Genomic DNA, 24724 nt, shown 5'->3' with positions numbered 1-24724 from the left:
AGGCATGTGCGTTGTCCGCCGTCCCTCTGTTAGAGGCGGGTGGTAAAGCGGACAATAATTCGTCTAGAGATCGAGGAAGTAACCCTAACGGTTGTTGGGGAATTGGCTAAAATTCAAGTCAAATTGGATTAATGAAGTTTTGCGGTTGGCGGCAGCGAACACGCTGCACTCCCTTCTCCCCTTGTGGGAGAAGGTGGCGCGAAGCGCCGGATGAGGGGTCTCTATCCATACGGCCAAGCTTGCGTTAGCGGAGAGAGACCCCTCACCCGTCTCGCCGCTGCGCGGCGAGCCACCCTCTCCCACAAGGGGAGAGGGAAACAACTTCGCTGCCCTATCAGTCCATCTGTTCCCACAGCCGATGGGCGAGCACGCCGGCGCGCTTCTCGATCGCGGCCGCTGCATCGAGCGCGAGATCCTCGCGATAGCGCCCGGCAATGAGCTGCACGCCGATCGGCTGGCCATCGTGCAGCGTCACCGGCACCACGGCGCCCGGCAGGCCCAGCACGTTGATCGCGGAGATGAAGCGGATCTCGCCCCAGAAAATCTCGCGCACGCGCTGGGGGCTGACAGTGTCCTCGCGCGGGCTAGGCGTCGGCTTCACCGTGGTCGGTGCCAGCACCACCGGATACTCCTCGAAGAACAATTGCCAGGCGCGAATGTGGCCGTTGCGCGCGGCGGTCGCCTGCATCCAGGCCTTGAGGTCGAGCACGTTGGCCTTGGCTTTCATGCCGCCCCACGCCTTGTGGAAGTCTTCCGACGTCACCTTCAGCATGCCGGCCTCCTGCATCACCATCGTCTCGTTGGTGATGATGTCGCACCAGGTCTGCCAGACGCCGTCGATGTCGGGCACATCGACCTCGCTGACGCGATAGCCGGAACGCTCCAGGTGATCGGCGGCCTGACGCAACGCCGCCGCGACGTGCGGATCGACGTCCATGTCTTCAGGAATCCTGGCGAGCGCGACCTTGATCGGCCCCTTCGGCTTCGGCCCGACCAGCGGCGCCGGTACCCACCAGGGATCGCGCGGATCGCGCTGGCTCATCACCTCCAGCGCGAGCCTGACGTCGGCGACGTGGCGGGCGAGCGGCCCCTGCGCCGACATCAGATGCGCCAGCATCGGCCGCTCGGCGGTTGCGCTTGCGTTGAAGGCCGGAATACGTCCCTGCGTCGGCTTGATGGTCGCAACGCCGTTGCAATGCGCCGGCCAGCGCAGCGAGCCGCCGATGTCGTTGCCGTGCGCGATGGTGCCTATGCCGGCGGCGACCGCCGAACCCGCACCGCCCGAGGAGCCGCCGCAGGTGATATTGGGATCCCAGGGATTGAGCGTCAGCCCGTGCAGGGGATTGTCGGTGAAGCCGCGGAAGGAGAATTCCGGCGTGTTGGTGAGGCCGATGATGATCGCGCCAGCCTTCTTCAGGTTGCGCACCACCGGCGAATCCGACGGCGCGATGAGGTCCTTGTTGGCGGGGACGCCATTGAAGTTCGGACGGCCCTCGTAGTCGACGTTCTCCTTGATCGTGATCGGTACGCCGTGCAGAAGGCCGAGCTCGCCGCCCTTCGCGCGCCGCTTGTCGGCCGCATGCGCCGCGGCCAGCGCCTCCTCAGAGAGATCGACGACAACCGCGTTCAGTCGCGGATTGACGGCCCGCATCCGCTCGAGATGCGCCTCGACGGTCTCGACCGCCGAGATGGCGCTGGAGCGGATGGCGGCTGCGGTCTCGACCGCCGACCATTGCCAGGCCGGGCCTTTTGGGCGGCGTGGTGCCGATGATTTGCGCGGAGCTGCCTGCTTGACCGGCTTGGTTGCAGCCTTCGCGACCTTGCCCTTGCGAACGGCGCTTGTCTTGCTGGAGGTCTTCGCTGCTTTCTTCGCAGCAGATTTCTTCCTGGTCGCCGTCTTCTTCGCCACGTCGCATCTCCTCACATTGCGCCGCGGAAGTTATGGAGGTCACGCCACCGTGTACAGGCGCGTTTCTGCATGGCGCGACTTCACGACGCGTTGTGGCGGCCGAAGGCGCGCGAGAGACGCTCATGCACCTTTGGGGCTTTTCCCACGACGCATGTACTGGTTGAATGATGGAATAAACTGCGGCCAGGTTGCCGCATCGCGACCGGGTTTTGACGCCGCCATTTGGACAGCGGCAATTGGAGCGGACACGGGGCTGATGGCGGAGAGAGTGGGACTCTCCCCCTAAGGGGCTCGGAGACCCCTTGTTTACAAGTTTAACCTTCAAATTCAGGGATTCTTGAACGGCCGGTGCTACACCGAGGTGCTCCACCATGGCCACGAGCAAGATGCCAACACCAGTCAAACGACCGACCAGCGAATACTACTGGATCCGGAAGAAGGTCCCCCTTCGGTACCGGCCCCTCGTCGGCAGGAAGGAGGTCTGGAAAAGCCTTAAGACCTCTGATCCGCGCGAAGCCGCTAAAAAATGCGCGGCCGAGAGCACGCAGTTCGAGGCCGAGTGGGCGCACATGGCGAACGCCGCCGCTCTGGCCAACTTGCCGATCAAACCGCCCAGGTTGCCGGCGACGCAGGAGAGTTCGAATCCGGGTGCGGGAGTTGAACCCGCTCTACTTTCCCATCAGGACCTGCACGCGCTGCGCGGCGCCGCCCATGTCCGGATCCGCGACAGCCACATCTCCAACCCGCCATCGGCGGGCTTCGGCAGCGCCATCCTGCTTTCTGGGGACGTCGACGAATCCATGCGCGAATTTCTCGCCGAGCAAGGCGTGCAGACCACCGGCACCGATCTGGCTCGCTTCCGACCGCTGTACGAGCAGGCGCGCCGTGACGCGGTCGAAGATCTCAAGCGCGCCAAGCTCACCGGCGACTTCTCGCCGAACCCCATCCTGGCGAAGCTACCGCCCCGTACTGTGCCGAAGCTCGACTTGGTGAAGGCGTTTGAGGAGTACGTCGAGAAGGGCGGACTCAAGGGTGGCAAGGACGGCCCGACCGCGAAACGGTGGCGGCCGAAGATCCGCGACTTCTGCAAGTGGATCGGCCATCGCGACTTGACGCGCATGACCTCGGACGACGCCTACGCCTGGGCCGACCATCTGATCGATCGGGGGTACAATCGCAATTCGGTTCGACTGGTTTGGATCGCTTCGCTCAGTGCTACCGCCGGTTGGCTAATCGAGCGCCGCCGGCGAGGTGCACACAACCCGTTCCGCGGCATCGTCATTCGAGATGCGGTTGAGAATAAGCCCGGCGAACCGTTGCCGCCTCCGCGTCAGAAGGGATTCTCCCAGGCTGAGGCGAAAAAGATCCTCACAGCGACGCTCTCGAGCTTCTCGGCCATGATCTCTCCGGAGAAGCGTGCGGCCAGGCGCTGGCTCCCATGGCTGTGTTGCTATTCCGGAGCCCGCGTCAACGAGATCACATCCCTTCATCCCGCTGACGTTCAGGCGGACAAGGTATCTGGACTCTGGTGCATGGTCATCAAGCCATCGCTTGAGAAGACTTCGCAATGGCGTACGGTCCCGATTCATAGTCACCTCATCGAGCAAGGCTTTCTGAAGTACGTCGAGGATCGCAGGAGACTAGCCAAGCCGCTTTTTTACGACCCCGCGCGCGGACGTGGCGGCAAGATCGCGAACCCGCAGTTCAAGAAGACCGCGGAACGGATCGCAGATTGGGTACACTCGCTCGGGATCCACAACGTTCAGCCGAATCATGCATGGAGGCATTTGTTCAAGAGCGTCGCTCGTCACGTGAAGATGGACCGCGAGGTCGAGGGCTTCATCATAGGACACCGGCCCAAGGATTCGAACGCGAGCAACGACTACGGCGACCGCTGGGTCGCGACAATGTCCGCCGAGGTCGAGAAGTATCCGAGGTTCGACATTCCCGCCCTGAAGGCTCCGACCGCGCCACACAAGCGGCGCCGTCGCACCAATTTCGAAGTCGCCATCGCGAAGGCCGCAAAGGAAGAGCGCAAGGCAGCACGTGCGACGCGGGCATCCGATGCTGGATAGGTGACCGAGACCAGGGAGGGGGTGCTGGAGAGAGTGGGACTCCCTCCCCCCAAGCCGCGATTGCAGGAAAACCGCCGAAAACAAGGATTCCAAAAAAGCCGGTCGAGTTTTTGTGAGCACCGCTGTGTACCACCGGCTCGTCGGATTCGGCCGTCAATCTCAGGCGATTTCGAGGTCGCGAGTGCCTGACCGATCTCGACGGTCTGGCCGACCTCAACGAGGTGTTTTGCGTCGGCACGCGAAAGCGAAGATCGCTCTCGAGGCCTGATGGCGCCGACGAAGCTACGCTCCGGTGTCTCGGCATCCTAATGCGCGTGCGACCAGGACCGGCCGTCAGCTTGCCGGATTGCGCGCCGTGACGATCCACGTCGCGCTGTCGATCATCACCGACAGCTCGCCGGGGCGGCTCGCGAAAGCGGCACGAACCGCGGCCGAGGCGCGGGCGCGGATGTCATCGGGCTGATCGGCGAGCGCGCGCGACAGCGGGCCGACCTCCAACGTCATCTTCACCGCGTCATCGATCGCCGCGTCCCGCGTCGCGCCCTCGCCAAACGGGACGGAAGCATCGAAGGGCGCGATAGCGATATTGGTGAACCCGGCCGCCGTCAGGATCCGACCCACCCGCCCCCGGTCGCCGAACGAGAATGGACCGGGCGCTTCGGGATCGGGCGGCGCCGTCGGCGGGACGATACCTTTGATCGCGCCCATCGGCAGGCGCATCCAATCGTTCTCGGTCGCGCCACGCCAGCAGACGAAAGCGACCCGGCCGCCCGGCCGGAGGGCGCGGCGCATATGCGCGAACGCCCCTGTCGGATCGTCGAAGAACATCACTCCGAAACGAGAGAACAGGATGTCGAACGCGCCCTCGGGCAGCTCGGCGCTGCTGGCGTCGGCCACCCGGAACAGGGCCGGCGTATCCTGGGCCGCAAGCGCGCGCGCTCGGCGGATCAGCGGTTCGGATATGTCCACGCCAAGCACTTGGCCCCCCGCGCCGACGCGGGCGGCCAGAGCCAGACTCGACGCGCCCGCGCCGCAGCCGGCGTCCAGCACGCGGTCGCCCGTCGCGGGCGCGGCGGCTTCGATCGCGGCCTGGCCGAACACCGCCAGCCTGGCATCGAGCCGGGCCTGGTGGGCGACCCAGCGCTCCCCGCTTTGGCCATTCCAGTCGGCGACCTGATCGGCATTGTGCTGTGCCATGACATATCCTTGTTCTGGCCCGGTCACTGGGCGCACTGGCGACCGCTGGGGACTTCCGAGACGATGCAGTTCATCCGGCGATAAGCGAAAGATTACGGCTTGCGCGCGTCTGCCTTCTGAAAGTCGTCCTGATGCGCGCGCACGAAGTCCTCGATCGACATCGGCGACACACCGGTCAGCAGGTTCACATCGTCCGAGGATCGGTCGTATCGGCCGTCCCGGTGCAGCAGTGCCATCGACTCCAAGTGCGCGACCACGTGTGCGGATGCGCCAATGGATCGCAGGCTCTCCAGCCACGGTTCCAATGGAATGTTCATGTAGGTGATTGGACGCCCCAAGACTCTTGTGAAATCTTCGGCGACCTCGCGAAGAGTCTCCGCACGGGGACCGGTCAGCTCGTAAACCTTTCCAAGGTGAGACTCGGGATTCGCCAACACCTCTGTCACGCACCGCGCAACATCGTGGGCGGCGATTGGCGACGTCTTTCCCTCTCCGAAGGGCAACATCAGCGCGTCCCGAGCGGTGACCGTCGGAACGGCAAATCGCCAGAAGAACGCGTCCATGAAGGCGGTGGGACGCATCGTGACCACCGGCAAGCCGCTCCACCGCAAGACCTGCTCGGCCAGCCAGTGCTGCTTGTGCTGCGGGCTGCGCGCAGTCTCGCGGATACTCATCTCCGAGACCGTCATCTGCGACATGTTGACGAATGCTTCGACGGCATGGTGCCGGGCAACCACCGCCACGTTCGTCGTAGCCTCGAGATACTTCTCGTTGACCGACATGCTGAAATACAGGCGCTTGCAGCCATCGACGGCGCGGTGCACCGCGTCCAGGTCGAGCAGATCTCCGACGATCACCTCGGCACCAAGTGCCCTCAGCGAATCCGCCCGGCCGTCATCCTGGCGGACCATGGCGCGCACCTTCAGCCCGCGCTCCAGCAGAGACTTCGTCACGCTCGGTCCGATCGCTCCAACTTGGCCAGCGGCACCGGTGACGAGGATGGGATGGGAGTGTTTCATGTCAAAGTTTCCTTCAGAGCGATACCGGAGCTCCCGCCGGTGACGGGAATGGTGTGACCGGACAACTTCACTGGCGGCTCCTGGAATTGATGTTGAATTGGCTGAAGGGGCTGTTCGAGGCCGATCACCTGGTAGCGAGGCTCGGCGCGTCTCACGACGCCACCATGCCGGCGTGAATCCCCTCGACGACCGCGGCGGGGTGGGTCAGCGGGATCATGTGTGCAGCCCCGGGGACAACGACCGTGCGGGCGTCGAACGCTCCCGCGAGCAGACGGCTCACCGACCGCGGAGCGGCCGACGTCCGCTCGCCGACGAGCACCGAGGTCGGCACCGCGGTCGAGGTGAACTCGGCGAGCGTGGTCCGATCGGCTGCGCTGGCGGTCATCTCGAGCCTTAGCCGCGGTGCGAGCCGTGTAACCAGCGCACGCCCCTTCTCGCCCAGCGCGTTCCACGCGCCGGCGCCGCTCCAGTGCTCCACCAGCAGGCAGGCGGCCGCACCGTGATCCGGCCACGCGCGCATGAACCGATCGCAGAGGGTCTGCCCCTCGCGCAGGGCGTCTTCTTCCCCGGGCACGCGCAGCACGCTGATGACCACAGGATCGACCAACGTGAGCCGCGCCACGCGAGACCCGACGGCCAGCCGCAGGTGAAGTCCGAAAAATGCCCCGAGCGAGTGGGTGACGAGGTGGAACGCGCCGACGCCCTGCATGTCGAGCCAGCCGCGCAGGTGGGAAACCTCGTCCTTTGGCTGCCACGCCTCGCTCGGTGTCGGCGACCGTCCGTAGCCGAGCATGTCGGGTGCCAACGCCCTGGCGCCGCGCGCCTCAAGACCTGTGCGGACCGCGGCCCAGGAGTGGGAGCCGGTGGCGGAGCCATGGAGGAGCACAATGGGAAGGTCGTCGATCATCGGAAATCCTGGTTTCGGGAAAAAGGGAATTTTTGATCTCAAACCAGCATCGACTGCTGGGCGAAGATACCCGCCATCGCGCCCTGCGATGATGCCTGGGTGACCGAGGGCAAGAAGGGCGTGGTGAGGTCGCCGGCGGCGTAGATGCCGGGCATGCTGGTTTGGCGGCGCTCGTCGACCTTGAGAACGATGCCGCCCGGCGTATCCACCGTGGCGAGGCCCAGTGATTCATGCAGGCTTGCGGACGGCTTGGTGCGCGGATGGGCGAACAGGATGTCGACTGCGACATTGCGGCCGGTATCGAGATTGACTTTGGCGATATGCCCCTTGTGATGGGCGATCTCGGCGATCCGGCCATCGACTACCGGTATTTTGCGGCGCGCCAGATCGGCCTTAATATCAGGCGGAATGTCGCGACCATCGGCAAAGACAGTCAACTTGTCGGTCCAGTCCAGGAACAGCCTGGCCTGATTGTGCGACTGCGGGCCGGACCAGACGAGGCCCCAATGCTGGCCGGCGACTTCAAAGCCGTCGCAATAGGGGCAGGGCACGATGGACGTGCCCCAGCCTTCGGCAAAGCCCGGAACATCTGGCATCTGGTCGGCGACGCCATAGCTCAGGATCAGACGACGCGCCCCAAGGCTTTCGCCGTCGGAAGTGAGGACGGAGAAATCGTCGATGGCGCCGGAGACGCTGTCGGCCCGGGCCCTGACCAGCTTGATCGTGGGATAACGCGCCAGCTGCTGCCGCGCCTCGGCCAGGATGTCCAGCGGCGGCTTGTGATCGTGGCCGAGCAGGCCATGCGAGTGGCCGGCGAAGCGGTTGCGCGGCAGGCCGGTATCGAGAACGGTGACCTTGCGGCGGGCACGGCCGAGCTGCAGGGCGCCGGCGAGACCGGCAAAGCTGCCGCCGATGATGATGACGTCATCCATGGTGATGGGCTCCGTTGGAGGACAGGTTGAAACCTACCCATTGGCTTGCACATTTCAGATACTTCATGGTATCGTAATTCAAGAATTAGAATACTGTCAAGTACTGGAATTGTCGTGACCGAAAACAGCCAGGGCCGGCGCGGCCGGCCCGCCAACGAGGCGCTTGGCCAAACGATCCTTGACGCCGCGCGCGAACTCTTTGTGGAATTGGGTTTTCAAGCGACGACCTTGGACAAGGTCGCCCAGCGGGCGAAGATATCCAAGCTCAGCATCTACAGGCACTTCGAGAACAAGGAGGCGCTGTTCAGCGCGGCCATCGCGGCCGGCTGCCATCAGTTTACACAGGCCCTTTTTGAAGGCGTCGATGGTTCGGCCGAAGATCAGCTCATGGCGGTGGGATCATCACTGCTTCGCACGCTGTTGAGATCAGACGTCCGCAATGTCGAAGCCATGATCATGGCCGACACGACGAATCAAAACTCGTTAAGCAAGCTCCATTACGAAGCCGGCCCCGCGCATGTCATCGCCCAAATCGAGGCCCTGTTGCGTCAGTTGCACGCGAAGGCGCTTCTGAACGTGCCCGATCCTCTCCGCTCCGCCCGCTTGTTTGCCGCGCTTTTCAAAGGATCCGATCTCCTGATGATCGCACGCTTCGATCAGGCGAGAGCAAAGGACGACGACGAAATTGAATCCTATTGCCGGTCGGCGGTCGCAATGTTCCTCGCCGCGCACGGTGGCAACGACCACGCGGGCGGATAACTTCAGAGAATCGCCACAAAGTTCACCGACACGCTGCCCACAGTCAGTCTTCACGAAGGCCGCTATGCCCCAGTATTCACTCGATGTATTGCGCCAGCGCTACGTCGTCGAGAAAAGGCCGCTCGAGGCCAGCATCGAGCAGATCTTGCGGGCCGACACCCGCGCGGGAGCCCGTGCCATCCTGGCTTCAATCGATAAGCGGCGTTTCGAAAACAGGTCCGAAGGACAGCGCCTCCGGAAGATCCTCAGTTTCGAAACCTCTCTCTGGGAGAGCGGCCTTCAGGCCGTGGCAGGCGTGGACGAAGCTGGAATGAGCCCTCTCGCCGGGCCCGTCTCCGCTGGCGCCGTAATACTGAAACCCGGCACGCGAATAGTCGGAATCGACGACTCGAAAAAACTCGATGCCGCGGCTCGCGAAGAACTCGCGAAGGAGATCAAGGCAAAGGCAGAGAGTTGGTGTGTGGCGTTCGTCGAGGTCGAGGAGATCGACGAAATCAACATTTATTGGGCAGGCATCCAGGCCATGCAGCGCGCGGTCCGGGGGCTGGGGTTGGCGCCGCAACACCTGCTGATCGATGCGAAGCGGTTGAAGGAAATCGATATCCCTCAGCAAGCCATCATCAAAGGCGACGCCAAGTCCGCCAGCATTGCGGCCGCCTCCATCCTCGCGAAAGTCCAGCGCGACGCGGTCATGCGGACGCTCGAGGTGCGCCACCCCGGCTACGGTTTCGCGGATCACAAGGGCTACCCGGTGCCGGCTCATTACGAAGCTCTCGCGAGGCTTGGTGCATGCGCAGCTCACCGGAGATCGTTCGGACCTGTACGCAGGGCTCTCGGGTTGCCGCCCCTGCCGCCGTGGCCTTCGGCGTCCGAGCGCGCCGCCAGCTGAACTCCCAGGCGCACGCTGCGGCTCGGCGGCGCTATTTGCGCGGCACCTTATTTTCGCGGACGACGTCCGTGGCTTTTTTATCGGACCGCAGGCCGAGATAGACCGGCTGGCGCAGTTCGCCCTTGCTGGTCCACTCCGCGAACTTCACTTCCGTGACCAACGAAGGACGCACCCAGGTCGTGACCCGCTCATCCTTCACCTTGGCGGGGAACGGCGACTTACCTGTCTTGAGCCTCATGAGCTTGCTGTGAAGCTCTTCAAGAACCTGGTGGCTGAAGCCGGTACCGACGTGGCCGATGTACCGCCATGCATCCCCTTCGCGTACTGCCAGCACGAGGGCGCCGAAAAAAGGCCGGGTTCGCCTCGGTGCCGTGAAGCCGGCGATCACGACCTCCTGCCGCTGCGCCGTCTTCACCTTCAGCCAATCGGCGGTCCGGCGTCCGGATGCATACGGGCTGCCGGCACGCTTGGCCATGATGCCTTCGAGGTGTCTCAGCTCGGCTTGTGCGAAGAATTTCGTTCCGTTGCCTTTGCGGTGGTCGCTGAACGCGATGAACTTGTGGCGCGGCAGGATGGCCTTTAGTCGCTTCTTGCGATCGACGAGCGGCAGCGCGCGCAGGTCCTCGCCGTCCGCGAACATGAGGTCGAACGCGCAGTACAGAAGCTTCGCCTCATGGCGCAGGGCGTTCTGGAGCAACTGGAAATGGGATGCGCCGTCCTTGCCGATCGCGACGAGCTCGCCATCGATCACCGCGTCCGCCTTCACGCATTCAAGTGCGTTCGCGACCTCCACGTAGGAGTGGCTGATGATCTTCCCGTTGCGGCTGTAGAGCGCGACCCGCCCATGCCGGATTTCCGCGACCATGCGGAAACCATCGAATTTGTCCTCGAAGACCCAATCGGGATCGTCGAACGGCGCATCCGTCAACGTGGCCAGCATGGGCTGCAGGCGATATGGCAGGGTCGATTTGCGAGCCATGGTTGGGACTTTCTACACGGCCGGCAGAGGCCGAAACGAGGAGGATGGAAGGCGAATCCGCGCAGTATCACCAGCCGCGACCATCCCGCCGGCCCGTACCACGCCCAACACCCCGGATTTGAATGGAGGGCCCGTTTCCGCCGACGAGAGCACCTGTTGCTTAAGGCCGGGCTGGAAGCGGTCGATCAGAACGCAAGGCGTCCGGAGGCCGGTCAGCTCGACGATGGCCATGGGACCTAATTCGATGAGGGTGCCGAGCGGCATCCGCTCGAGGGCCAAGCCGGCGGTGCTGATGTTCTCGCCGAGGTCGCCGGCGCCGACCTCGAAGCCGGCTTTAAGAAGCGTCGCGAAGAGTTCGGACGGGATCAGGTGAACCTGCCGGAGATTGGGCAGGCGTGGCCGGCGGCGGGCAAGGTAACGGTGCCGGACGAATGGGCCGGCGTGGGCGTCGCCTTGGACGCCGTGGCCTTCCACCAGCACGATCCGATCCTGAGGGGGCTTGCTGAAGTGGTGACCGCGATCGGCGGCAACTGCGACCACTGTGCCCTCCAAGGAGAGCGGGTGCGGCTTCGGCATCAGGCGGCCCGGGCGAATGAGCGCCGCTTCTGGCGGAGGTAGCGCGTGATTTCCGCAAGAGGCATCGCGTTGAGGACGCGGTCGGCGGGGACACCGCCCTTGCGAGCCATCTGGACGCCCCAGTGAATGTGGTCGAGCTCGGGGATCGAGTGCGCGTCCGGATTGATGCTCAGCATGCAGCCGAAGTCGAGGGCCGCCTGGTGCCAGCGCCAATCCAGGTCGAGGCGCCATGGATGGGCGTTGATCTCGACGACGACGTCATGCCTGGCGCATGCCCGAAGCACCTTCTCGACGTCGATTTCGTAGCCCGGCCGCCGCTGCAGCTGTCGCCCCGTCATGTGGCCTATGATGGTGGTGTGAGGATCGGAGATGGCACGAAGCAGGCGCTGCGTCTGCGCCTTGCGGTCGAGTTTGAAGCGGCCGTGGATGCTCGCGACCACGAAGTCGAAGCGCTGCAGCACTTCGTCCGCATAGTCCAGCGAGCCGTCGGCCAGAATGTCGGACTCGATGCCTTTCAGGATCCGGAAATCCTTGCCGAAGCGCTTGTTCAGGCGGTCGGCTTCCCGGTGCTGCTGCGCGATCTCCTCGACCGAGAGCCCGCCCGCGTAGTGCGCGGACTTGGAGTGGTCGGCGACGCCGAAATATTCAAAACCGCGCTGGCGCGTGGCCTTGGCCATCGTCTCCAGGGTCTCCGTGCCGTCGGAGGCATCGGTGTGGCAATGAAGGATTCCGCGCAGGTCCTTGTCGCTGACGAGCTTCGGCAACTTGCCCTTCAGCGCCAGCTCGACCTCGCCGCGACCCTCACGGAGTTCAGGATCGATGAACGGCAGGCCGAGAGCGCTGTAGATCTGGGCCTCGTCGCCGCCGATCAGGGTGCGACCCTTGTGCAACCCGTCGCTCTCCAGCCGCATTCCTTTCTCCGCGGCCAAAGCCTGGAGCCTCTCGATGTGAGCGGCTGAGCCGGTGCCGAAAAGAAGGGCGGCGCCGAAGTGGTTGCGGTCGGACAGGCGTATCTGCAGTCCGTCCGCCGCGGATGCCTTCGACCTCTTCTCGATCTTGGCAGCCTCCGCGACGATCGTGAGGTCGCCGACGAGTTCGCAGCCGCGGCGGAAGTCGCCTGCGATCGTCACGCGCTTGAGCTCCGGCCGGGCCTTGCGAAGCGAATCCTCGGCGTGCGCGAGCAGGGCGGCGGCACGGTGCAGGTGGAGGCGACCTTCTCCGCTTTTCGCGATGGCCAGGTTCTGCAGAATCTTTGTCTGCAGGGCGGCGCCCAATCCTTTGGCTTTCTGGATGCGGTCGTCCTTGGCGGCGGCCTCCAACTCCGCGAGCGAGGTGATGCCGAGATCCTCGTAGAGTCGCAGAACCTTCTCCGGGGGAAGACCGGGCACGGCGAGCATCTCGAGCACGCCCTCCGGAATCTCCTTCCGGAGCTTTTCAAGGCTCGGATGAGTGCCGCTCTTGTGAAGCTTGGTGATGATGTCGGCAATCGCCTCGCCGACGCCGGGGATTTCGGTAAGCCGGTCTTCGGCGATGAGCACGTGCAGAGGGACTGCGAGGGCCGCCAGGCTGTCGGCGGCCCGAGAATACGCTTTTGCCCTGTAGGGGTTGCCGCCACGCAACGCGGTGCGCTGAGCGTACTCTCGCAGGAGACTTGCTACAGTGCGAGCGTCGACGGAAGCCACTCAACGAGCCTCCCGTTCCGCGCCCCGCCTCGCCGCAGCAAAGCGAGCTTGAGAGATCGGGCCGTCATCGGGCCGACCCTCGAGAGATTCCTCAAGCTTCTGCGCTGCCCGGAAGTCCTGAAGGTGCTGCGTGTTCGGGGCATAGGCGGCCTCTTTCTTGAGGAGATTGTAAATTCGGCCGACCACCAGCTGCAGATGCTTGATCCTGCCCCGCGGCATCGCTCGGGCTTTGCAAAGAGCCCGGAGAGCGTAAGCGCGGAAGTAATCAAAAGCGTCGGACATGATCTCGGTAAACGCAGGCAATCGCCTATGGTTCGGTCGGCACCGCAGGATCGGAAGCCTCTTCGGCTGGTCATGAGGAACCTGACGCGTGGGCAGCGCGATCTTAAAAGTCACCGCTCCACTGATTCCACCGCGTTTCTCCGGTCGACGGTGAAGCCCAGGCGCTCACAGACGGATGGCCGCTTGTCTCGAGTCCGGCGGCAATGGCGAGGAGCTTCGGGAACCCCGGGAATCCTTACGGCGTTGCACCGCCATCAGATTCGCAGAAGGAGGAGCAGATGGCAGCCGCGAAGAAGAAGACCGCGCGAGGACGCAAGCAGGACCGGGCGCGCGTCGCCGGGGGGCAGAAGCACGAGGTCGGCTATGAGGCGAAGAAGACCGGCCGGTCCGCGTCGGCGGTCAAGAAGGCGGTCAAGAAAGTCGGCAATTCGCGCAAGCGGGTCGAGAAGCGTCTCGGCCGCTGAGCCCCGCTCTCTCGTGCTCCAATCCGGAGCCGGCCTGCTCGGAGGCCGGCCGCTCAAGCCCGGCTCGAGAAGCGCGTGAAGGCGGTCAGCGTCTGCTGGCGCAGCTCGACGTCGCGCAGGTAGATCTCCGCCTTGAGGAACGCGAGCTCGGCCTCCAGCGCGGTCTCGCAGACGTCGATGTACCAGCTTTTCGGACGGCCGTCCGTGCCGTCGCTCCAGCGATAACCTCGCCTCTTCAACGAATCCTTCAGCTCGAAAGGCGATTGCTCCGCCCATATCCGCAGCGTCGGCTTGCGGGCGTTCTCGAGCAGCAGCGCGAGCGCCGGCGAGCCCGTAGTCGGCAGTTCGAAGGCGAGGACCTCCAGCAACGCGTGGCAGTCGTCGACCGCTCGGTGAGCCTGGTGGAAGTAGCCAGCACCGTTCAACAGATATCCGAGCTGCGAGCCCGCGAGGCCGTGTTTGCGCCAGTCGACTTCGCTCATGCTGCAGCCCCACGCCTTGTGCTCGAACACGGGCCAGTAGCGTTCGGCGAATTTTCTGTCGAAACTGCTGTTGTGGGCAATGACGATCACAGCACCGTCGACGAAGGCCGTCACGGCAGCCGCGTCGATTCTGTGACCGGCCACCATCTCGTCGGTGATGCCGGTGAGCGCCGTCACCTCCGGCGGGATCGGCGCGGAGGGCTCGTTGAAGGCTGAGAAAGTGTCCCTCACCCCGACGATCCTGCCGTCCGGCGTGTAATCGAACTTGACCATACCGAGCTCGATGATCTCGTGCTTGGAGTGGTCAAGACCTGTCGTTTCGGTGTCGAGCAGGATGCCGACCTTCGTTTCCTGTCCTGAGGCCGGCACCGACGTCGGCCGTGGCACCAGCCGGCGCAGCACCCGGTAGTCCGTCGACCGACTCAAGGCTTCGGCCATCGCGGCTAGGTCCGATGCGTTTTGAAACATCGCTTCTCCCGCCCGATTGCTGGGCGAGGTCGCAGAATACCGGGAGCGCGGGCCAGGAGGTATCTGAAAATCGAGCAATTCACGGGCTTTTCGGAAGTGCCGGTGGCAATTCGATCCCGTTGCAAGGTCGCTCGCGCAGCGGCTACTGAGCGCGAGCTCTCCTGATGCGGGGCCGACGTTCCACCGGGCCTCCTGCCAAGGCGCCCCTGCTTAACCAGCTTCGCCGAGCTACGCGGGCATATCGTCGCGGGGTGAAGGCAAGCCGAACTACGGCTCGTTAACGCTGTGGCGTGTAGGTTTTGGAGCCATGCAATACACGGACGGTTCATTCGCCGATGTGAAGTCCATCAGTCAGCAGGCCATGTGCCTCGCACGGCTGGCGATCTGCCGTTTCCTTCGCTTGATCAGTTCAGGCCGGAAGCGCGGCTGCATGACCCAAAACAACTCATCATCTGGAGCGTTGAGCACCGGGGAGACGGGCACATATTTCGCGCGCTTTACCAAGGTGCGAGCGTTGGAGAGGTCTTCAATTCGAGCTGGGCCGGGAAATCGATGGAAGAGGTTCTTCCACCAGCCCTGAAGGAGTTCGGTCTAGCCGCCGCCGAGCAGTGCGTGACCAGCGGCTGCGCCATCTACAGCGTGTTTTCGACCTACAACAGCGGCGGCCATACGATCGATTGTGAGCGCTTGCTCCTGCCTTTGGGAAGGGCCCGCCGGGTCGAGCAAATGGTTGGCTCCCTTCAACTGATCAGCAAGACGGGATCCTTCAACCGCGAGACGGTCATCCGACACTTCGAGTGGAAAACGGAGGTGTCCTGCGCAATCCGCATCTACGCTTCAGCCGGTCTCCGCGGTCACCTCACATCGACGACCGAAAAGCGAGAAGCGGCTCGCTCTCCTTAGCCGGCTGCGCGCCGAAGGAGTGGGGCGGATGGGGGCATGTGCGGACGGGCTAGACAGCAGCCGCGTATGGTGCCGATCCCCGGATTGCTACGGTCACACCGGTGCGTGATCGTTTACGATCTGCAACTATATTGCATCCATGGATCTCCAGTACGACCCCGAGCGCGAGGCCGTCGCGGCGATGAAGCTTGCCGCGGAAGCCGATGGGCCAGAGCGGCAGAAATGGATCACCGCCGCGCTGGCGTGGTCGGAACTGACTCGCCTCCGCCGGGCTGCCGAGCACAACGTGCCGGAATGGTGGCCGACGCGGCAGCTCGTCACCGGTGCAACGCGCAGCGCCTCCTCCGACTCCCTTTCAAGCCGCTAGGGTCGCGTTCAGGGCGGAATGCGCTCCCGCACCCGCTTACGGGCCTCAAATCCTCGCTGGTGAGGCCAGAACCACCGGAGGTCGGAACAATATTGCGGCGACGTATTTGACTCGGCGGACCATCGTCCGCCGTTTGAGTACGGCGTCCTGTAGCGGATAGCCAAAGGCTCACGCCCGCTGTTCAAAAACATCCGCTCGCGCGGAAGCCAAAGGCGGTGGTCCCGTTCGGCGCCTTGAAAGAATCAGCTTGAAGAAGCCGGCGAAAACCCGCGAAGAACTTGAGGCCGCCATCAGGCTGGAGATGGAAGACGTCAGCGACTGGCCGACGGACCTGGCCATCTCGGTCGTGCCGCACGAAGATTCCTGGAAAGTCGAGATCATGACGGACGGGCCGCAGCAGGACGCGGAGCGTTGCGACATGATTGAAGCCATTGCCAATAGGCTGCGTAACCAGTTCGATCTGAAAGGTTGACCTCCCCACCTCCACAAACGATCCGCTGTGACTATCGCCGAGAGCGAAGATCGGGCGCGCGCCCGAGGTGAGGGGCAGGGCAAGCTAACCGGCGAGCATACGGCGAAGCGTCACGTGCTAGTACGACGACCCGGCTAGTCCTGCTCTTGCGACGGCCAGGGTTCGCGGGCCTTGGCGGTGGCGACGAGTTCGCCGTTCAGGCATTCGTCGATGAGGAAGCGGACCATCATGCCAGCAGACGAAAGCGACCCACCCGCCCGGCTTGAGCGCGCGCGGCGCATATGGGCGAACGCCTTTGTCGGATGTCGAAGAACATCACCCCGAAACGCGAGAACAGGATGTCGAACGCCCGATCGGCGCTGCTGGCGTCGGCCACCCGGAACAGGGCCGGCGTATCCTCTGTGGCGCAAGCGCGCGCGCTCGGCCGGATCAGCGGTTCGGATATGTCCACGCCCAGCACTTGGCCCCCCGCGCCGACGCGGGCGGCCAGAGCCAGACTCGACGCGCCCGCGCCGCAGCCGACGTCCAGCACGCGCTCGCCCGCCGCGGGCGCGGCGGCTTCGATCGCGGCCCGGCCGAACACCGCCAGCCTGGCGTCGAGCCGGGCCTGGTTAGCGACCCAGCGCTCCCCGCTTTGGCCATTCCAGTCGGCGACCTGATAAGCTGATGGCGGCATCACACGAATGATCCGCGTTAGCTCACGATTGGTCCAGCCGCAGCCTCATCCAAACCGGCACGAGCTTGGATAGCGAGGCTTCGTTCTGCAGCCTGCGAGTCGAAGTATTCCTCAATCGAATAAACCTTGCCCCATCGCAACTTGAAGACGTGGACGCCCCTGTTCACATACGAGCTTTGGCCGTCAAGTAGCCTCGCGTTGGCCCGCCACTTGACGAACACTGTGGTATTCCATGGCCAACCCGTCACCTCGACCTGCTCAACATCTATGTGCAGGTTCGAGAAAACACGGCCCATGCGCTCGAACCACTGCTTCACCGATTGCTTTCCATGTCGCTCACCCCCCAACGCATGATCTCCGGCAACCCAGTGATACGCGTTCGGTGTTAGGCCTTTTGCAGCATCATCCCAACGCTGGTTGTTGACATGATCGAAGCTTCTGCGGATCTCTTTTTTGACCATTAGACTGTAGACCATTGATGTCCCCTGTTGTCGGATAGCCGACGGCTCTGCAAGACGGGATGGATACTTTCCAGATACTGTAAGCTGCTCCAGGTAACGGCGGCGATCTGTTGGGAAAGCTGGCTGACGGGCGGCCACGCAGACGGCAGCGGCGCAACGGTCAGAGCCAGCGGCGAACCTCGGCCTTGTAGCGGCGGTAGTCGTCGCCGAACTTCGCTTCGAGATAGCGCTCCTCGCGGGCGATCACCTGCGTCTGGATCGCGATCAGCACCAGCGGGAGCAAGGCGAAGGCGATCGGCCCGTCGAATCCGATCGCAACGCCGGCATAGATCAGCGCCATGCCGAGATACATGGGATTGCGGGTCCACCGATAGGGGCCGGTCGTTGCGATGAGGGTCGTTGGCTGCGACGGCGGAACGTTGGTGCCCAGCCGCCGGAACAGCCCCGCCGCCGCAAGCATCATCGCCGCACCGGCAACGAACAGCAGCGCGCCCGTCGCGACCAGCAACCGCCAGTCGATGCCGAAAGAGCGCAAGGTGACGAACCGCTCCGCCGCCAGCCCCAACAGCAGCGCTCCCAGATAGACCAAGGGCGGAGGGAAGCGCACACCCGCGCTGTCCGGTTCGACGGCCATGCTCATCTCCAATCTGTGCTCTCAAACCAGCATCGACTGCTGGGCGAAGATACCCGCCATCGCGCCGTGCGATGATGCCAGGGTGACCGATGGCGGCGTAAGGGGGTTGGCGAGGTCGCCGGCGGCGTAGATGCCGGGCACGCTGGTTTCGCGGCGCTCGTCGACCTTGAGGATGATGCCGAGGGGCGTATCGATCGTGGCGAGGCCTAGTGATTCATGCAGGCTCGCGGACGGCTTGTTGCGCGGATGCGCGAACAGGATGTCGACCGCGACATTGGGGCCGGTATCGAGTTTGACCGTGGCGCTATGGCCCCCGTGATGGCCGATCCCGGTGATCCGGCCCTCGACGACAGGTGTGTTGCGGCGCGCCAGGTCGGCCCGGATATCGGGCGGAATGTCGTGACCGTCGGCGAAGAGCGTCAACCTGTCGGTCCAATCGTGGAACAGCCTGACCTGATTGTGCGACTGCGGGCCGGACCAGACGAGGCCCCAATGCTGGCCGGCGACTTCAAAGCCGTCGCAATAGGGGCAGGGCACGATGGACGTGCCCCAGCCTTCGGCAAAGCCCGGAACATCTGGCATCTGGTCGGCGACGCCATAGCTCAGGATCAGACGACGCGCCCCAAGGCTTTCGCCGTCGGAAGTGAGGACGGAGAAATCGTCGATGGCGCCGGAGACGCTGTCGGCCCGGGCACTGACCAGCTTGATCGTGGGATAACGCGCCAGCTGCTGCCGCGCCTCGGCCAGGATGTCCAGCGGTGGCTTGTGATCGTGGCCGAGCAGGCCATGCGAGTGGCCGGCAAAGCGGTTGCGCGGCAGGCCGGTATCGAGAACGGTGACCGTGCGGCGGGCACGGCCGAGCTGCAGGGCGCCGGCGAGACCGGCAAAGCTGCCGCCGATGATGATGACGTCATCCATGGTGATGGGCTCCGTGTTGTGGATGGAGGGGTTGAACGCAGCAGACCGCTCAGCCTGATTTGCCGAGTGCTTTCAGTATGAAACGAATCTGGTCGCGCAGGCCTGCTTCCGTGGCTTCGCCGTGTACAACGCAGTGCTCGATGAGAATGGGATGGAAGAATGGCATAAACGCGGATCTGACTGCTCGTGCCGCTTCCGCGGCATCTTCGACATCGAACTGGCCAGCTTGGGCACCCCCGCGTATGATCGCCTCGAAGATCGTCTCCATCCGCTCGATATGCGCCTTGATGATCGGCCAGTTCTCCTGCGTGGCGGCGACGATCAGATCGTGCATGGGCTTCGCCGTGACCAACGTCATCTTGCTGTGGTGGTGAACAGTGCTCACCAGTTCCTCGAGTTTCTCGGCGGCCGGCGCGTCCCTCCGTGCGATCGCAAAGGCGAAGTCGGCAAGCTCGTTCAATAGACGCCCGCAGATGGACTCGTCGATTGCATTCCGGGAGGGAAAGAACCGGTAGATGTTCGCCGGGCTCATGCCGAGCTCGGCGGCGATGTCGGCCACCGACGTCCTGTGGTGACCGACACGCCGAAAGCGCTCTTCCGCCGCTCCCAGGATCCGGGCGCGGGCCTCGTCGGACTCTCTTCCCGTTCGGACCGAACGATCCATTGGAGCAACGGCGCCTTATTCGGCAGCCAATGCCGGCTGCAGTTCCGGCCTCTTGGGTGAAACCTCATGCATGTCGTCTGCGCTCGGCTTGATCCGAAACCAGGCGGCATAGAGCGCAGGAAGGAACAGCAGGATCAGAACCGTTCCGACCGCGGTGCCGCCGATCAGCGTGTAAGCCATCGATCCCCAGAAGACAGAATGCGTGAGGGGAATGAAGGCCAGCACCGCAGCCAATGCGGTCAGGATCACGGGTCTGGTGCGCTGCACCGTGGCCTCGATGACGGCGTGATAGTCGTCAAGGCCGGCGGCAAGGTTCTCCTTGATTTGGTCGGTCAAGATAAGTGTGTTGCGCATCAGGATGCCCGCGAGGCCTATCAGGCCCAGAATGGCGTTGAATCCGAAGGGCTGGTGAAAAATCAGCAACATCGGCACGACGCCGGCGAGGCCAAGCGGTCCGGTCAGCACGACCATTGCCATCATCGAGAAGGATCGCACCTGCAGCATGATGACGATCAGCATGGCGGCAATCATGACCGGAAAGATTGTCGCCAACGCGTCGTTGGCTTTGGTTGCCTCCTCGATCGATCCGCCCAACTCGATGCGATAACCGGCCGGAAGGGATGCGATCAGCGGCTGAAGGGCCGTCTTGATATCCTTGGAGACCTCCGGAGGCTGAGTCGCCTCATTGATGTCCGACCTGATCATGACGACGGGGGTGCGGTCGCGACGCTTCATGATCGGTTCTTCAAGCTGGACTTCCGAATGGCCGACCTGGTCGAGAGGAACGGCGCGGCCGTCTCGGCTCATCAATGAGAAATCCGCCAGTCGCGTCGGATCCAGCCGCTCCCCGCCGGCGCTGCGCGCCACGATGGGGACATTGCGAATGTCCTCGCGGACCTGCGTCACGGCGATGCCAGTGAGAAGGAACTGGAGTTGCCGGCCCACCTCCGCGGGAGACAGGCCGATGAGGTTCAGCCGATCCTGATCCGGGATGAAGCGGAGCACGGGCGTGCGATCACCCCAATCGCGATTCGCCTGGCGCACATCAGGAACGCCACGCATGATACCGAGCGCCTTTTCAGAGATCGCGTATAGTTGGGCGGGGTCAGGCCCCATGATCCGAAACTCGACGGGGAATGGCGTGTAGGGTCCGAACACAAGCTGCGTCACGCGCACATTGGCCTCAGGCGCAAGCCCATCCGAGACCGCCTGTCGGAGCCGATGCTTCAAGACCTCGCGCGCTTCCGCGTCCGGTGTCAGCACGACGATCTTGGCGAAGGCCGGATCGGGCAGCTCCGGGGCCATCGCGAAGAAGAAGCGCGGCGCACCCTGACCGACATAGCTCGTGACGATCTTGGCCTCCGACTGGCCTTCCAGCCAGCGTTCAAGCTTTGCGACGGTGGCGGTCGTCGTCCCGATGCTGGTGCCTTCCGGCAGACGAACTTCCACCAGCACTTCGGGGCGGTCGGACGTCGGGAAGAACTGCTGTTTGAGGCCACCCATGCCGGCGACGGAAAGCGCGAAAGCGACGGCGACGACGCCGCAGGTCACGAACTTGTGGCGCACGACGAAGGTAATGAGAGCGCGCAAGCGCCGATAGTTGGGCGTACCGTAAATCGCGTGGTGGCCGCCTTCGATCGGTTTGATCGCGGGCAGCATCTTGACGCCGAGATAGGGCGTGAAGACCACCGCGACGATCCAGGAGACGATGAGGGCGAATCCCACGACCCAGAAGATGTTGCCGGCGTATTCGCCGGCCGTCGAGCGGGCGAAGCCCACCGGCAGGAAGCCTGCGATCGTGACGAGTGTTCCGGACAGCATCGGTGCCGCGGTGTGGCTCCATGCATACGCCGCCGCCGAGATGCGGTCCATGCCCTCTTCCATCTTCACCACCATCACCTCGATGGCGATGATGGCGTCGTCCACGAGAAGGCCCAGCGCCAGGATGAGGGCGCCCAGCGTAATGCGGTCGAAGAACCGGCCGGTTTCCAGCATGATGAGGAACACGACGGCAAGCGTCAGTGGGACGGCAGCCGCGACAACGATGCCGACGCGCCAGCCGAGGCTGAGCAGGCTCACCAGCAGCACCACGCCGAGCGCCATCGCGAACTTCATCATGAATTCGTTCACCGATGAGGAGATGTTGACGGCCTGGTCGCTGACCTTGGCCAGCGTCATCCCGAGCGGCAGTGTCCGGGAGATCGCTGCGGACCTCTCCTCCAGCGCCTTGCCGAGCGCGAGACCATTCCAGCCCTCCTGCATGACCGCCGCGAGCATGATGGTGGGCTCGCCCTGGTGCCGGATGAGGTAGGTGGGAGGATCCTCGTAACCGCGACGGACTTCGGCGATGTCGGAAAGCTTCAGCGTTCGCCCGGCTGCGACGATCGGAGTGTCGGCGATCGCCTGGACGCTGTCATAGGCGCCCTCGACCCGGATGAACACCTGCGGCCCCTTGGTGTCGATGGAGCCCGCCGGTGTGACCGTGTTCTGCCGCTGCAAGGCGGCAACGATATCCGTTGCCGATACGCCGAGAGTCGCCAGCTTGGGATAGGAGAACTCGACGAATATCTGCTCGGGGCGTTCACCGAGGATGTTGATCTTCTTGACGCCGGGCACGTGCAGAAGATCCTGGCGAATGGTCTCTGCCTGCCTGGCGAGCTCCCGCATCGGCATGCCCTTGGCCTTGAGCGCATAAAGGGCGAAGCTGACGTCCGAATATTCGTCATTGATGAAGGGGCCGAGCACACCGGGGGGCAGCTTGCGCGCTTCATCGCCCAGCTTCTTGCGGGCCTGGTAGAATTCCTCCTGCACGCTCGATGGCGGTGTGTTGTCCTTCAGGGTCACGGTCATGTAGGCATAACCCGGCCGTGTGGTCGTCTCCACCCGGTCGTACCAGGTCAGCTCCTGGATCCGCTTCTCCAGCGGTTCGGCGACCTGGTCCTGCATCTCGCGTGCGGTCGCACCCGGCCACACGGTCGTGACCGTCAGGGTCTTGATGGTGAAGGAGGGATCCTCGGCCCGTCCGAGCATGAAGAAGGCGTAGGCGCCTGCGGCTGCCAGCAAAAGCAAGAAGAACAGCGTTGCGGCCCGTTCACGGACTGCGATCGCCGAAAGATTGAAGCTCATCAGTTGCTCCTGTCTTGAGAGGCTGTCCTGACGTGAGCGTCCTCCTGCAGGAGGTGTGCGCCCAGAGAGACAACCCGATCACCGGAGCTCAGGCCGGAGATAACGGCATTTTCGCTGGTCACACGCACAAGCTTGATGGTGTGAAAGCGGACCGTCGAGGTGCCGCCGTCGAACACCCAAACGCCGGTCTTTCTGCCGTCGTCGAGCACGGCTCCCAGCGGCACCTGAACTTCCGGCTGGCTCCCCTGGCTTGCAAGCCGAATGGTGATCGTCGCGCCAAGCGGTGCCGCCGCGGCGTCACCGCCGAGCACGTAGCGGGCCTCATAGGTGCGGGTCTGAGGATCGGCGGAATCCGACAACTGCCGCAGATGCGCAGTAAAGCGCCCATCGCTCCCATACAGGCTCGCCTCAGCGAGCGAGCCGATCGCCGGCCGGATCGTTTCGGGGAGCGCCACCACAGCCTCGCGAGGACCGGACTGCGCGACCCGAACGACCGGTTGGCCGGCGGAGACAACTTGTCCCGGCTCGCCCAGCGTTTGGGTGACCGTTCCATCCGCATCGGCCACCAGGACGGAATAGGTCGCCTGGTTCTCGGCAACCCCGGCGTCGGCTTCCGCCGCTGCGAGCTGCGCTTTGGCTGTATCCGAGGCGGCCTTCGCCTGCTCGTAGCGCTGTTTGGAAGTCCACCCATCGCTCACCAGGTTGGCGTATCGCCGCTCATCGGCGTCGGTCTGAACGACAGCTGCACGCGCAGCCGCGACGGCGTTGCGCTTCGCTGCGAGCGCCAGGCGGAGGTCGGTTTCGTCGATCCGCATCAGCGGCTGCCCGGATTTGACCTGCTCACCGACACTGACGAGCCGCTCGACGATCTTACCGGCGACGCGAAAACCGAGATTGCTTTCCACCCTCGCGCCGATGGTGCCGGTGAAACCGCGGTCGGATCCGCTGACCGGCGCGGCCATCACGAGACGGACCATTGGGGGCTCTTGCCTGGGGTCACCGACCGCAGAGGCTTCCCGGGGCGGGATCCCGAGGGCAACGAAGGTCGCCACCCCGGCCGAGATCAAAATACCAGCCAAAACCGCAAAGCCCCGCATCCTCATGTCAATCTCCCAATTTTAGATTTCGTCCGAACTCTGTATTCCGTTTAGCTTTCGAACGCAATCTAAAAAGGAAAGGAGGCGACAAAAATGTGATTCAGGCCCGCTCCTACCAAGAGATTCGGCCTTGGGGCCTTGATAGATTGCGTTCGGCTTCTATATTGTGGTAATAGAGTTCAAATGCAATCTAAGTTGGAGGTGCCGATGCGAGTCAGTCGCGTTCAGGCCGCGGAGAACCGCAAGACCGTGATCAATGTGGCAAGTCGCCTGTTCAGGGAGCGCGGCTTCGATGGGATCGGGCTCAAGGATCTGATGGAGGGGGCCGGGCTAACCCAAGGCGCCTTCTACAAGCAATTCGCGTCAAAAGAGGATTTGGCGGTCGAGGCGTCCAGGCGAGCATTGGAGAGCGCGTCGGGCCGATGGTCGGATGCGGCCGCTCGGAATCCCGATGATCCGCTCGGCGCGGTGATCGGGATTTACCTCAGCGGCGACCATCGCGAAGAAAAGATGGACGGCTGCCCCATCGTGGCACTCGGCTCAGACGCCGCCCGGCAGGGCCCCGAGGTGAAGGCGGAATTCGAAGCAGGAATCAAAGCGCATCTCGACGTGCTCGACCGCTTTCTCGCCGGGGCCGGCGACGAGGCCTCCCACAGCAAGGCCATGGCCATTCTCGCGACGATGGTTGGCGCGGTGACGCTCTCGCGCGTCGTCAACGACCCCGATCTGGCTCAGGCGCTTTTGGATGCCGCGGCCGAACAGGTTCGCGGCGCCGCCGCAGCTTGA

Annotated in this window: 23 protein-coding genes and 2 pseudogenes; 8 read left to right on the top strand and 17 right to left on the bottom strand. The window is 63.8% G+C overall.

Annotation, left to right across the window (positions count from 1 at the left end; all coding sequences use genetic code 11):
• Positions 1–334 precede the first annotated feature (334 nt).
• The gene (locus tag IVB54_RS01925; protein ID WP_018452862.1) at positions 335–1909 is read right to left on the bottom strand and encodes an amidase family protein; all 1575 of its coding nucleotides are present in this window, start codon (positions 1907–1909) and stop codon (positions 335–337) included.
• A gap of 371 nt (positions 1910–2280) precedes the next feature.
• On the opposite strand from IVB54_RS01925, the gene IVB54_RS01920 reads away from it, so the two are divergent.
• Positions 2281–3984, top strand: a complete 1704-nt coding sequence (locus IVB54_RS01920; protein ID WP_247360788.1) for a DUF6538 domain-containing protein — start codon at positions 2281–2283, stop codon at positions 3982–3984.
• A 173-nt stretch (positions 3985–4157) separates the two neighbouring features.
• Here IVB54_RS01920 and IVB54_RS01915 read toward each other — a convergent pair.
• From IVB54_RS01915 to IVB54_RS01895, 5 genes and pseudogenes are all read right to left on the bottom strand, one after another.
• Positions 4158–4298, bottom strand: a pseudogene (locus tag IVB54_RS01915) (efflux RND transporter periplasmic adaptor subunit); the annotation flags it as partial.
• A 19-nt stretch (positions 4299–4317) separates the two neighbouring features.
• The gene (locus tag IVB54_RS01910; RefSeq protein ID WP_247360785.1) at positions 4318–5181 is read right to left on the bottom strand and encodes a class I SAM-dependent methyltransferase; all 864 of its coding nucleotides are present in this window, start codon (positions 5179–5181) and stop codon (positions 4318–4320) included.
• A 92-nt stretch (positions 5182–5273) separates the two neighbouring features.
• Complete coding sequence (locus IVB54_RS01905; protein ID WP_247360783.1) at positions 5274–6200, bottom strand: NmrA family NAD(P)-binding protein; 927 nt, start codon at positions 6198–6200, stop codon at positions 5274–5276.
• 151 nt (positions 6201–6351) lie between these two features.
• Positions 6352–7107, bottom strand: coding sequence for an alpha/beta fold hydrolase (locus tag IVB54_RS01900; protein WP_247360780.1), 756 nt, complete (start codon positions 7105–7107; stop codon positions 6352–6354).
• A gap of 38 nt (positions 7108–7145) precedes the next feature.
• Positions 7146–8039 (bottom strand): NAD(P)/FAD-dependent oxidoreductase, encoded by an 894-nt coding sequence (locus IVB54_RS01895; protein WP_247376261.1) that lies wholly within the window; start codon positions 8037–8039, stop codon positions 7146–7148.
• A gap of 114 nt (positions 8040–8153) precedes the next feature.
• Here IVB54_RS01895 and IVB54_RS01890 point away from each other — a divergent pair, with 114 nt between their 5' ends.
• Positions 8154–8798, top strand: coding sequence for a TetR/AcrR family transcriptional regulator (locus tag IVB54_RS01890; protein WP_247360774.1), 645 nt, complete (start codon positions 8154–8156; stop codon positions 8796–8798).
• Positions 8799–8862: 64 nt separating this feature from the next.
• Positions 8863–9687 (top strand): ribonuclease HII, encoded by an 825-nt coding sequence (locus IVB54_RS01885; protein WP_247364517.1) that lies wholly within the window; start codon positions 8863–8865, stop codon positions 9685–9687.
• 31 nt (positions 9688–9718) lie between these two features.
• Here IVB54_RS01885 and ligD read toward each other — a convergent pair whose 3' ends face one another.
• From ligD to IVB54_RS01870, 3 genes are read right to left on the bottom strand one after another with little or no spacing between them, the layout of a single operon-like run.
• Positions 9719–10666 (bottom strand): non-homologous end-joining DNA ligase, encoded by a 948-nt coding sequence (gene ligD / locus IVB54_RS01880; RefSeq protein ID WP_247376258.1) that lies wholly within the window; start codon positions 10664–10666, stop codon positions 9719–9721.
• Positions 10667–10678: 12 nt separating this feature from the next.
• Complete coding sequence (locus IVB54_RS01875) at positions 10679–11242, bottom strand: MOSC domain-containing protein (RefSeq protein WP_247360768.1); 564 nt, start codon at positions 11240–11242, stop codon at positions 10679–10681.
• Complete coding sequence (locus tag IVB54_RS01870; RefSeq protein WP_247360767.1) at positions 11242–12924, bottom strand: DNA polymerase/3'-5' exonuclease PolX; 1683 nt, start codon at positions 12922–12924, stop codon at positions 11242–11244. The genes IVB54_RS01875 and IVB54_RS01870 overlap by 1 nt, the downstream gene beginning before the upstream one ends.
• A 560-nt stretch (positions 12925–13484) precedes the next feature.
• Here IVB54_RS01870 and IVB54_RS01865 point away from each other — a divergent pair.
• Positions 13485–13670: a DUF3606 domain-containing protein gene (locus tag IVB54_RS01865; RefSeq protein ID WP_247360765.1), complete on the top strand. Its 186-nt coding sequence runs from the start codon at positions 13485–13487 to the stop codon at positions 13668–13670.
• Positions 13671–13723: 53 nt separating this feature from the next.
• Here IVB54_RS01865 and IVB54_RS01860 read toward each other — a convergent pair whose 3' ends face one another.
• On the bottom strand, positions 13724–14620 hold the full coding sequence (locus tag IVB54_RS01860; RefSeq protein ID WP_247360763.1) for a 3'-5' exonuclease: 897 nt from the start codon (positions 14618–14620) through the stop codon (positions 13724–13726).
• 363 nt (positions 14621–14983) lie between these two features.
• Between IVB54_RS01860 and IVB54_RS01855 the strand changes: the two genes are divergently transcribed.
• From IVB54_RS01855 to IVB54_RS01845, 3 genes are all read left to right on the top strand, one after another.
• Positions 14984–15523, top strand: coding sequence for a hypothetical protein (locus tag IVB54_RS01855; RefSeq protein WP_247360761.1), 540 nt, complete (start codon positions 14984–14986; stop codon positions 15521–15523).
• A 139-nt stretch (positions 15524–15662) separates the two neighbouring features.
• Positions 15663–15890 carry a hypothetical protein gene (locus IVB54_RS01850; protein ID WP_247360759.1) on the top strand — a complete coding sequence of 76 codons (228 nt, stop codon included), beginning with the start codon at positions 15663–15665 and terminating at the stop codon, positions 15888–15890.
• Positions 15891–16137: 247 nt separating this feature from the next.
• Complete coding sequence (locus tag IVB54_RS01845) at positions 16138–16362, top strand: hypothetical protein (RefSeq protein WP_247360757.1); 225 nt, start codon at positions 16138–16140, stop codon at positions 16360–16362.
• 231 nt (positions 16363–16593) lie between these two features.
• Here IVB54_RS01845 and IVB54_RS01840 read toward each other — a convergent pair.
• The 7 genes and pseudogenes from IVB54_RS01840 to IVB54_RS01810 all read right to left on the bottom strand — a co-directional run.
• A pseudogene (locus IVB54_RS01840) lies at positions 16594–17038 on the bottom strand (class I SAM-dependent methyltransferase); the annotation flags it as partial.
• A gap of 17 nt (positions 17039–17055) precedes the next feature.
• Entirely contained in the window at positions 17056–17514 is a 459-nt protein-coding gene (locus tag IVB54_RS01835) for a nuclear transport factor 2 family protein (RefSeq protein ID WP_247360754.1), read from the bottom strand.
• A 145-nt stretch (positions 17515–17659) separates the two neighbouring features.
• Entirely contained in the window at positions 17660–18133 is a 474-nt protein-coding gene (locus tag IVB54_RS01830) for an isoprenylcysteine carboxylmethyltransferase family protein (protein ID WP_247360752.1), read from the bottom strand.
• 21 nt (positions 18134–18154) lie between these two features.
• Positions 18155–19051: an NAD(P)/FAD-dependent oxidoreductase gene (locus tag IVB54_RS01825; protein ID WP_247376245.1), complete on the bottom strand. Its 897-nt coding sequence runs from the start codon at positions 19049–19051 to the stop codon at positions 18155–18157.
• Between the two features lie 49 nt (positions 19052–19100).
• The gene (locus IVB54_RS01820) at positions 19101–19715 is read right to left on the bottom strand and encodes a TetR/AcrR family transcriptional regulator (RefSeq protein WP_247376241.1); all 615 of its coding nucleotides are present in this window, start codon (positions 19713–19715) and stop codon (positions 19101–19103) included.
• Between the two features lie 15 nt (positions 19716–19730).
• Positions 19731–22841 carry an efflux RND transporter permease subunit gene (locus IVB54_RS01815; protein WP_247360744.1) on the bottom strand — a complete coding sequence of 1037 codons (3111 nt, stop codon included), beginning with the start codon at positions 22839–22841 and terminating at the stop codon, positions 19731–19733.
• The gene (locus tag IVB54_RS01810; protein ID WP_247376236.1) at positions 22841–23944 is read right to left on the bottom strand and encodes an efflux RND transporter periplasmic adaptor subunit; all 1104 of its coding nucleotides are present in this window, start codon (positions 23942–23944) and stop codon (positions 22841–22843) included. The genes IVB54_RS01815 and IVB54_RS01810 overlap by 1 nt, the downstream gene beginning before the upstream one ends.
• Before the next feature lie 201 nt (positions 23945–24145).
• On the opposite strand from IVB54_RS01810, the gene IVB54_RS01805 reads away from it, so the two are divergent.
• Positions 24146–24724, top strand: a complete 579-nt coding sequence (locus tag IVB54_RS01805; RefSeq protein ID WP_247360741.1) for a TetR/AcrR family transcriptional regulator — start codon at positions 24146–24148, stop codon at positions 24722–24724.

The organism is Bradyrhizobium sp. CW1, from assembly GCF_023100665.1.
Lineage (GTDB): Bacteria > Pseudomonadota > Alphaproteobacteria > Rhizobiales > Xanthobacteraceae > Bradyrhizobium > Bradyrhizobium canariense_D.
Note: the sequence above shows the minus strand (reverse complement) of the source record. Positions and strands in the feature narration are given on the sequence as shown.

Bases quoted from the DNA above. Each gene is read 5' to 3' on its own strand.
- IVB54_RS01920 (WP_247360788.1), top strand. From the start codon at position 2,281: ATGGCCACGAGCAAGATGCCAACACCAGTCAAACGACCGACCAGCGAA.
- IVB54_RS01910 (WP_247360785.1), bottom strand. From the start codon at position 5,181: ATGGCACAGCACAATGCCGATCAGGTCGCCGACTGGAATGGCCAAAGC.
- IVB54_RS01905 (WP_247360783.1), bottom strand. From the start codon at position 6,200: ATGAAACACTCCCATCCCATCCTCGTCACCGGTGCCGCTGGCCAAGTT.
- IVB54_RS01900 (WP_247360780.1), bottom strand. From the start codon at position 7,107: ATGATCGACGACCTTCCCATTGTGCTCCTCCATGGCTCCGCCACCGGC.
- IVB54_RS01895 (WP_247376261.1), bottom strand. From the start codon at position 8,039: ATGGATGACGTCATCATCATCGGCGGCAGCTTTGCCGGTCTCGCCGGC.
- IVB54_RS01885 (WP_247364517.1), top strand. From the start codon at position 8,863: ATGCCCCAGTATTCACTCGATGTATTGCGCCAGCGCTACGTCGTCGAG.
- ligD (WP_247376258.1), bottom strand. From the start codon at position 10,666: ATGGCTCGCAAATCGACCCTGCCATATCGCCTGCAGCCCATGCTGGCC.
- IVB54_RS01875 (WP_247360768.1), bottom strand. From the start codon at position 11,242: ATGCCGAAGCCGCACCCGCTCTCCTTGGAGGGCACAGTGGTCGCAGTT.
- IVB54_RS01865 (WP_247360765.1), top strand. From the start codon at position 13,485: ATGGCAGCCGCGAAGAAGAAGACCGCGCGAGGACGCAAGCAGGACCGG.
- IVB54_RS01860 (WP_247360763.1), bottom strand. From the start codon at position 14,620: ATGTTTCAAAACGCATCGGACCTAGCCGCGATGGCCGAAGCCTTGAGT.
- IVB54_RS01850 (WP_247360759.1), top strand. From the start codon at position 15,663: ATGGATCTCCAGTACGACCCCGAGCGCGAGGCCGTCGCGGCGATGAAG.
- IVB54_RS01835 (WP_247360754.1), bottom strand. From the start codon at position 17,514: ATGGTCTACAGTCTAATGGTCAAAAAAGAGATCCGCAGAAGCTTCGAT.
- IVB54_RS01830 (WP_247360752.1), bottom strand. From the start codon at position 18,133: ATGGCCGTCGAACCGGACAGCGCGGGTGTGCGCTTCCCTCCGCCCTTG.
- IVB54_RS01825 (WP_247376245.1), bottom strand. From the start codon at position 19,051: ATGGATGACGTCATCATCATCGGCGGCAGCTTTGCCGGTCTCGCCGGC.
- IVB54_RS01820 (WP_247376241.1), bottom strand. From the start codon at position 19,715: ATGGATCGTTCGGTCCGAACGGGAAGAGAGTCCGACGAGGCCCGCGCC.
- IVB54_RS01815 (WP_247360744.1), bottom strand. From the start codon at position 22,841: ATGAGCTTCAATCTTTCGGCGATCGCAGTCCGTGAACGGGCCGCAACG.
- IVB54_RS01810 (WP_247376236.1), bottom strand. From the start codon at position 23,944: ATGAGGATGCGGGGCTTTGCGGTTTTGGCTGGTATTTTGATCTCGGCC.
- IVB54_RS01805 (WP_247360741.1), top strand. From the start codon at position 24,146: ATGCGAGTCAGTCGCGTTCAGGCCGCGGAGAACCGCAAGACCGTGATC.